The sequence below is a fragment of the Salinicoccus jeotgali genome, from assembly GCF_039538805.1.
GTDB lineage: Bacteria > Bacillota > Bacilli > Staphylococcales > Salinicoccaceae > Salinicoccus > Salinicoccus jeotgali.
Genome location: NZ_BAABCK010000052.1, coordinates 1 through 8,217, shown reverse-complemented (window position 1 = coordinate 8,217; position 8,217 = coordinate 1). Strand labels below are relative to the sequence as shown.

General features: G+C 47.5%; 7 protein-coding genes. 2 read left to right on the top strand and 5 right to left on the bottom strand.

Annotated features, from left to right (window positions below):
• Positions 1 to 146 precede the first annotated feature (146 nt).
• The 4 genes from ABD734_RS08165 to ABD734_RS08150 are packed head-to-tail and all read right to left on the bottom strand — an operon-like array spanning position 147 to position 4,597.
• Positions 147 to 2,585: an ATP-dependent Clp protease ATP-binding subunit gene (locus tag ABD734_RS08165; RefSeq protein ID WP_344703221.1), complete on the bottom strand. Its 2,439-nt coding sequence runs from the start codon at positions 2,583 to 2,585 to the stop codon at positions 147 to 149.
• Between the two features lie 3 nt (positions 2,586 to 2,588).
• A complete protein-coding gene (locus ABD734_RS08160; RefSeq protein ID WP_344703219.1) occupies positions 2,589 to 3,617 on the bottom strand; it encodes a hypothetical protein in 1,029 nt (342 codons plus the stop codon).
• On the bottom strand, positions 3,607 to 4,125 hold the full coding sequence (locus tag ABD734_RS08155; protein ID WP_344703217.1) for a UvrB/UvrC motif-containing protein: 519 nt from the start codon (positions 4,123 to 4,125) through the stop codon (positions 3,607 to 3,609). Before ABD734_RS08155 ends, ABD734_RS08160 begins: the two co-directional genes overlap by 11 nt.
• A 4-nt stretch (positions 4,126 to 4,129) precedes the next feature.
• A complete protein-coding gene (locus ABD734_RS08150) occupies positions 4,130 to 4,597 on the bottom strand; it encodes a CtsR family transcriptional regulator (protein ID WP_344703215.1) in 468 nt (155 codons plus the stop codon).
• Positions 4,598 to 4,809: 212 nt separating this feature from the next.
• Here ABD734_RS08150 and ABD734_RS08145 point away from each other — a divergent pair, with 212 nt between their 5' ends.
• Positions 4,810 to 6,021, top strand: a complete 1,212-nt coding sequence (locus ABD734_RS08145) for a NupC/NupG family nucleoside CNT transporter (RefSeq protein ID WP_344703213.1) — start codon at positions 4,810 to 4,812, stop codon at positions 6,019 to 6,021.
• A 137-nt stretch (positions 6,022 to 6,158) separates the two neighbouring features.
• Positions 6,159 to 6,974: a metallophosphoesterase gene (locus ABD734_RS08140; protein WP_344703211.1), complete on the top strand. Its 816-nt coding sequence runs from the start codon at positions 6,159 to 6,161 to the stop codon at positions 6,972 to 6,974.
• Between the two features lie 225 nt (positions 6,975 to 7,199).
• Here the strand turns inward: ABD734_RS08140 and ABD734_RS08135 are convergent, their stop codons facing one another.
• Positions 7,200 to 8,078 carry a hypothetical protein gene (locus tag ABD734_RS08135; protein WP_344703209.1) on the bottom strand — a complete coding sequence of 293 codons (879 nt, stop codon included), beginning with the start codon at positions 8,076 to 8,078 and terminating at the stop codon, positions 7,200 to 7,202.
• Positions 8,079 to 8,217: the final 139 nt, after the last annotated feature.

Below are 8,217 nucleotides of genomic sequence, written 5' to 3'. Positions count from 1 at the left end.
TACCCTCAATTCCTGAATCATTTTCAGCTTTTCTTCAAATGAATAATATTTGTCAGTCATAAAAGAACCCCCTCCAGGTTTACAGATGTTTTATTTCATCTGTAAACCTGGAGGGGGTCAAATCAATCCGCCCGGCCTTTATGCATCTATTCCGCCGCCACTGCGTCTTTAGTTTTTACGTCGAATTCATCATTTTTGTAGTCGATCGTGACGACTTTGCCTTCAAGCTCTTCCCCAGATAGGAGGGACTCGCTGAGACGATCCTCAATGTGACGCTGTATGGACCGTGCAAGCGGCCTTGCGCCGTATTCCGGATCATAGCCTTCGTCAGCGATTTTCTCTTTGGCCGAATCCGTCACTTCAAGATGGATATCCTGGCCGCTGAGACGGTCTCTCAGCTGATCGATCATAAGTGAGACGATCTGTTTGAGGTGTTTCTTCTCGAGGCTGTGGAAGACGATGATGTCATCCACACGGTTGATGAATTCCGGACGGAATGTGTTTTTGAGCTCTTTCATCATCGTGCTTCTGATCGTATCGTAGTCCTGGCTATCGTCTGTCGTGCCGAATCCTACGAACTTGTTGTCCTTGAGTTCCTGGGCGCCGACGTTCGATGTCATGACGATGATCGTGTTGCGGAAATCGACGGTGCGGCCGTTCGAATCGGTCAAGCGGCCATCATCCAACACTTGCAGAAGCATATTGAAGACATCAGGGTGGGCCTTTTCGATCTCGTCAAACAGGACGAGGGAGTAAGGTTTTCTCCTCACTTTTTCCGTCAGTTGCCCACCATCATCATAGCCGACGTAGCCAGGAGGCGAACCAACGAGACGGGAGACGGAATGCTTCTCCATGTACTCACTCATATCGACGCGGATCATGGCTTCTTCCTCACCGAACATCGATTCACTGAGGGCACGGGCAAGTTCTGTTTTACCCACACCTGTCGGACCGAGGAAGATGAAGCTTCCGATCGGACGCTTAGGATTCTTCAAGCCTGCACGGGCACGTCTGACCGCTTTTGAAATGGAGGCCACTGCATCTTCCTGGCCGATTACACGGTCATGCAGGATGCTCTCCAAGTTCAGCAGGCGCTCTGACTCCTCTTCTGCAATCTTGGCCAGCGGTATGCCGGTGATGCCGCTGATGACCAGTTCGATGTCGCTCTTTTCAACGGATTGAGAAGCCTGGCCCTGTTCCTTCTTCCAGTCATCCTCGCGTTTTTTGAGTTCTGCTTCAAGTTTGCTCTGCTTGTCCCGGTAGCTTGCCGCCGCTTCAAATTCCTGGCTCTGCACCGCGGAATCCTTTTCTTTCTTGACGGCTTCAAGCTTACTTTCAAGATCTTTCAGATCTGGAGGGGAGGTATAGCTTCTGAGCCTCACTTTAGAGGATGCCTCGTCAATCAGGTCGATCGCCTTATCCGGCAGGTACCTGTCCTGTACATAACGGTTACTCATGATCGCCGCCGCTTCAAGCGCCTCATCTGTGATTGTGATCCTGTGGTGCGCTTCGTAGCGGTCCCTCAGTCCTCTAAGGATGAGGATCGCATCTTCAACACTCGGTTCATCCACCTGGACAGGCTGGAAGCGACGTTCCAATGCCGCGTCTTTTTCTATATGCTTACGGTATTCTTCGAGCGTCGTGGCACCGATGCACTGCAGCTCACCACGTGCCAGTGCCGGCTTCAGGATATTGGATGCATCGATTGCACCTTCTGCGCCGCCCGCACCGATCAACGTATGGAGCTCATCGATGAAGAGCACGACGTTGCCGGCCTTATGGATTTCGTCCATCATTTTCTTCATGCGCTCTTCGAATTCACCGCGGTATTTCGTACCCGCAACGACCGTACCCATATCCAATGACATGATACGCTTATCCTTCAGCGTCTCAGGCACTTCATTTTTGACGATGGCCTGTGCCATCCCTTCAGCGATGGCTGTCTTACCGACACCTGCTTCACCGATCAGGACAGGGTTGTTCTTAGTCCTTCTGCTCAGCACCTCGATTACACGGGTGATCTCTTTGGAGCGTCCGATTACCGGATCGAGCATCTCATCACGTGCGATCTGCGTCAGGTCCCGGGCAAGGGAGTCGAGCGTCGGTGTATTGTGATCTTTCTTCAGATTGTCCTTTTGCTGGAATGCGTCCGGATTGCCGAGCATTTTGATGACGGCCGCCCGCGCTTTTGTGATGTTCAAGTCAAGATTGGCCAGCACGCGTGCCGCCACACCTTCGCTCTCCCTTATCAGGCCGAGCAGGAGATGTTCTGTCCCGACGAAATTATGGTGGAGCTTACGTGCTTCGTCCATAGACAGTTCGATCACCTTTTTGGCTCTCGGCGTGTAATGGATGGAAGACGATGGTTCCGTCCCTTCGTTGATCAGGTTGAACACTTCTTCTTTGACCTTCTCTTCTGTGATGTTGAAGGAGACGAGCACTTTTGCCGCGATGCCCTCATTTTCCTTCGCAAGCCCGAGCAGAAGATGTTCTGTCCCGATGTTCGAATGCTTGAGGTTGATCGCTTCTTCCTGTGCATACGCCAATACTTTCTGTGCACGTTCTGTCAGTCGTCCAAATAGCATACTTTATTCCCCTCCTATTAAATATCTCATCATTGTTGCACGCTCTTCTTCAACAGCCTGCTCCAGTGATGTGTATGTGCCTTCTTTATCATTCAGACGCATTTTGATGAATGCCGGCTGGATGAGTTGAATCCATTTCTGGAAATGAAAATGTGGGTGTTCGATCAGACCGAGGTCGATTCCGAACTTGATGTCGCTCAAGCACTTCGCCGCCTCGTTCAAAGACAGCTTATAGGCATGTCCCAAAAGGCCGAGCGAGCGGTGGACCGCATCTTTTACGTCCAGGAGATGTTCATCTTCAAGCCATGAGCGCATCTCAAGTTCCTCTTCGATGATCCTCTGCTTCAGTTCATCCAGGGTGGTGATGATCTCTTCCTCCGTCTGCCCGAGCGTCAACTGGTTGGACAGCTGATAGATATGGCCGAGCGGTACGGAACCCTCTCCATATATTCCCCTTAATACGAACCCGAAACGGCTCAAATTTCCAGCCATGCGCTGGATGCGTTTGCTTGAAGTGAGTGCCGGGAGATGCAGCATCACAGACGCCCGGAGACCTGTGCCGACATTCGTCGGACATGCTGTCAGATAACCGTACCGCTCATCAAAGGCGTAGTCCAGTTCGTGTTCGATCCGGTCATCTATATCGTTGGCCTTCCGGTAGATGTCCATCATGGACTGGCATGACCCCATCGCCTGGATGCGCAGATGGTCTTCTTCATTCACCATGACGGAGATCGACTCATCTTCACTGGTGTAGTTCTTCAGTCCTTGCTTGGTGAACAGCGGACTCACCAGATGCTTCTCGACAAGCAGCGCCTTGTCCTCAAATTTAAGGTCCGCCATATCCTTCTGGTCATACCCTTCAAGTACCCCGTCCAGAAGCTCCAGGATCTGCTCGATCCCACTGCTGTTCTGCATCATATGGGGGTAGGGGATATGGTCGATGTTGCGTGCCAGGCGGATGCGGGTCGACATTTCGACCGGCTGCTCTTTTACATCATGCATCCATGGGCTGATGTTTTTATATTCCATCGTCTTCACCCGCCTTTTCCAAAGCGCGTATCTCATCTCTGACGACGGCCGCTTCCTCGAATTCCTGGGTATCGATGAGCGCCTGGAGCTTGGCTTTCAACTGCTCCATCTTACGCTTCGTCTTCAAGTATTCCTTCGACTTCTCCGGTATCTTGCCGACATGCTCAGTCTGGTTGGCCTGCACACGGGCTACGATATCCGGCAGACGTGCCTCGAATGTGCGGTAGCAATCGGGACAACCGAATTTCCCGGACTGGACGATGCTGTTCAATGTCGATCCGCAAGTGCTGCACTGCAGCGTTTTTTTCTGCTGCTGATGCAACGCAGGCTGTTGGGACAGAGATTGGAGCAGTTTCTGGATGTTGAAGGTGTCATCCGGATAGCTGAAATCATTCTCGAATGAGGCATTGGCACATTGTTCGCATAGGAACCGCTCGCTCTTCTCCAGTCCATCGCCTTTCGATATATGGATGCTTGCTTCCCTTTCGTTGCATGACTCACACTTCATTCCATCACTCCTCACTGTATAGGATGACATCCATCACCCTCTTGAGTATCTTCGCCCGCAAGCGATCCCGGTACGGCAGCTCGAGCATCAATGTCTCACGGTCCATTACAGCACTTATGATCTTCGCCTCTTTTTGCGTCACCACTTCGTTTTCATACAACGACTGGATGATATGTTTGGCATTCTGCTGCGACAGTTGCTCCCCGACCAGCCGCTTCAGATGGGCAAGGTATTCCGCTTTGGAATGCGTCTCGACTTTAGTGATCCGTATATACCCGCCGCCGCCTCTTTTACTCTCCACAGTGTAACCGTGCTCGTTGGTAAAGCGCGTCTTTATTACGTAGTTCAGCTGCGAAGGCACACAATCGAACTTTTCTGCGATGTGCGCACGTTTTATTTCGACGACCTCAGTGCCGGACTCCTCTATCAGCTTTTTGAGGTACTGTTCAATTATATCTGACATGTTACGCATTTCATCACCTCTTTTGACCTTCTTTGACTTTGATTATATAGGCTGTGAATCAATATAGCAAATGGAAAGTTTCATGGATTCGCCCTTTATTTCTGTAAACGTTTGCATTATAATTAACCAGGATACATATCCATCGTTCCAGACGCATACAGTCATTCATTCAGACTACGGTAATATAATGGCTTAAAAAATAACTCTACGAGGTGAAAATATTGAATATTCTAATGGGAATAATCGGTATCCTGTTTACATTCTTCCTGGCTTGGCTCGTCAGCAGCAACCGTAAGCTTGCGTTCAAGAAATGGAAGAACATCGTAATACTGCTTGCGCTCCAATTGGTTTTTGCATTTATCCTCCTATCCACCGGCGCAGGCCAGTTCGTCATAGAAGGTCTGGCCAATGGGTTCAACGCCCTGCTCGGATTCGCAGCTGAAGGGGTCGGCTTCGTCATGGGCGACTTGATGGTAGGGGAAGATGGCGGCGTCGCTGACGTGTTCTTCTTCAACGTCCTGCTTCCGATCATCGTCATCTCCGCCCTGATCGGTATACTGCAGTATACGAAGATCCTGCCACTCATCATCCGCGGGCTCGGCATACTGCTTACAAAAGTGACCGGAATGGGTTATCTCGAGTCCTACAACGGAGCTGCATCCATGCTCCTTGGACAATCAGAAGTGTTCATTTCATTGAAGAACCAATTGCCGCACCTGCCGAAACACCGTCTCTATACGCTCTCGGCACAGGCAATGAGTTCAGTATCACTCTCCATCGTCGGCGCCTACATGACCATGCTCGATCCGCAGTATGTCGTAACGGCGATCGTCCTTAACCTGTTCGGTACTTACGTGATTGTGCACATACTCAATCCATACGACGTAACCGACGCTGAAGATGAGGCCGATGTCGATGACAATCCGGATGCCGGCAAATCATTCTTCCAGATTCTCGGCGACTACATCATGGACGGTGCCAAAGTCGCGATGACCGTTGCGGCCATGCTGATCGGTTACATCGCATTGATTGCGATTCTGAACCAGGTCTTCCTGCTCATCCCGGGCATGGAAATCACCTTCCAGGACGTGCTCGGCTACATCTTCATGCCGCTCGCATTCCTTATCGGAATCCCTTGGTCTGAAGCGCAACAGGCAGGTAGCCTGATGGCGACAAAACTCATCACAAATGAGTTCGTGGCCATGCTCGACTATACCGCGATAGCAGATGATTTCAGCAGAAAATCACAGGCGATGATTTCAGTATTCCTTGTGTCATTCGCCAACTTCTCAAGTATCGGCATCATTGCAGGCTCTGTTAAGGGACTGCATGATGGAAGCGGCAATAAAGTCGCCACCTTCGGCTTGAAGCTCGTCTACGGGGCATCCCTCGTCAGTGTGCTGACAGCTGCGGTAGTCGGTATATTCGCTTAATAGACATAATTTATATGCATACAAAAGAGGCAGGCCATATGGCCTGCCTTCTTCATTTCCATGGGTACTTCAGTTGACTTTGGTTGAGGAATTACCTGATACTGCCTATGAGATAAAAATTTGATGGAGCGATTAATATGAGAATAGGCATCATTGCAGATCTGCATATCGATCGTAGGCAGACACGCTATACAATCCAGGATTTTGAACATGTACTGACACAGGAAATCCACAAACAGAAAATAGAACTGCTGCTCATTGCAGGCGACATAGCCAGCGATTACCGCATCACCCTTGAGTTCGTCTATACGCTTATGGACAGGACAGGGATTGATATCCGCTTCGTCCCCGGCAACCATGATTACTGGCAACCCGAAGCGGGCAATATATCCACCCCCGAAATCCATCAGCTCTATAAGGAAGACCCAACCAGCGTGATAGACGCCCCACTGATTATAAATGACCAGTGGGCCATCGTCGGCAATAGCGGATGGTATGACTATTCCTACGCAGACCCGAGGTTTTCCCGGGAAAAGATCGCAACGGGCAAGTTCTCCGGCGGCACCTGGCAGGATAAGATCCGCGCCAACTGGTCAATGGACGATCCGGCGGTATCGAAAGCATTCGCTGAATCCGCAAAACAGGACCTCGAACGCGTCGGCGACCGCAACATCATCCTAATGACGCACGTCGTCACCCATCCACGATTTGCAGTCCCTACACCCCACCGCCTATTCGACTTCTTCAACGCATTCATCGGCACATCCGACTTCGACCCACTCTACAGAGAATTCCCCATACGCTACAGCATCATGGGCCACGTCCACTTCCGCCACCAGATCACAGACGGCGGCATCCATTACATCTGCCCATGCCTCGGCTACCAGCGCGAATGGCGGACCGATGATCTGGCTACGGAAGTTGCGGACGCTTTGACGGTGATAGAGGTGTAGAATAATTCAAAAATGATTAAAGCGAGAGAGAATAAAGAAATCATTCATTTGTATAGATAAATTATAGTATTTTTCAATATCGGGTGGGATTTATGTTTGATAATTCAAGACAATTTAAACTCAATCTTATTAAATAGTACAGTTAAAATGATATAAATAACGTTCTTACCTAATTTCTAAAATATATTATCTAGCCCTTTCTCTTCCCTAGAGCATAATCCTCTATTATATATGATCATACAATATTCGATTATGCTCAGAGTACCAAGAAGAAGGATGATTTGAATAAAAAATTTTAGCTGAAGTGAAATTTTTTTTAATTTCTGTTGATATTAAATTTCTTATATTGACATCTAAGCCATTCAATATATCTATCTTAGATTGCTTTATTCTGCATTCTTCTTTTAGAAAATTCATAGTAAAATCACGCTTTTTATTGGTATTGTATCCAGTTTTTTTATTATCCAAAGGATAATGCTTTCCTCTAGTTGAACAATTAATAATTATAGTTGGATCAAGTTTTTTTACCCTTTCAATAAAGTTACATTTATAATATTCATCATTGCAAAACCAAAGTCGAGCCCACACCCTATCTCTATAAAAATATGTGTTAGCACCTAAACTGCATTGGTTTTGAATGGAATTAATTAGAGATACTGAATAATCGCCCGGAGGTAAATTGCCACTTTCTTTTTTAAAAATTTCACTTTTTTTAAGAATTTCACTAAAATATTTTTCAAAGAGTCTACCTGTCTGACCATTAGCTGGTCTAGCTTTTAAAAAACCTTCGTCTCGACCAAAAACCTGTAACTCTTTTTCGAAAAATTCTTCTGTATGAGGACTCTCTAAAATTATAGCTATTTTACCATTGTATTTAACGTTTTGTTCTTTACAATACCTATCATGATCTTCTATTTTCACAAACGCAGTTTTGTAGTTTTTTCTAACTTCAAATCTCACGTCATCTCCGCCATCTCTATTAATACTCACAAAACCTATTAATTCATCAAGGCAAATTTTATTTCTCCATTCTTTACTCATTAAATAATCTCGATAATTTATTGATATTATGTTATTACATCTTTCGTTATATTCATTATTCATTTTTATCCTCCTGAGACCGTCAATAATTATGTGTAAATAGATAAAATCTTTTCTTGTATGTAATCACCGTGCGACTATTCTTTGAACATCGCCGTCAGTTCTGCCCGTGCCTGGTCGAATCCCAAATGACAACGGGTGG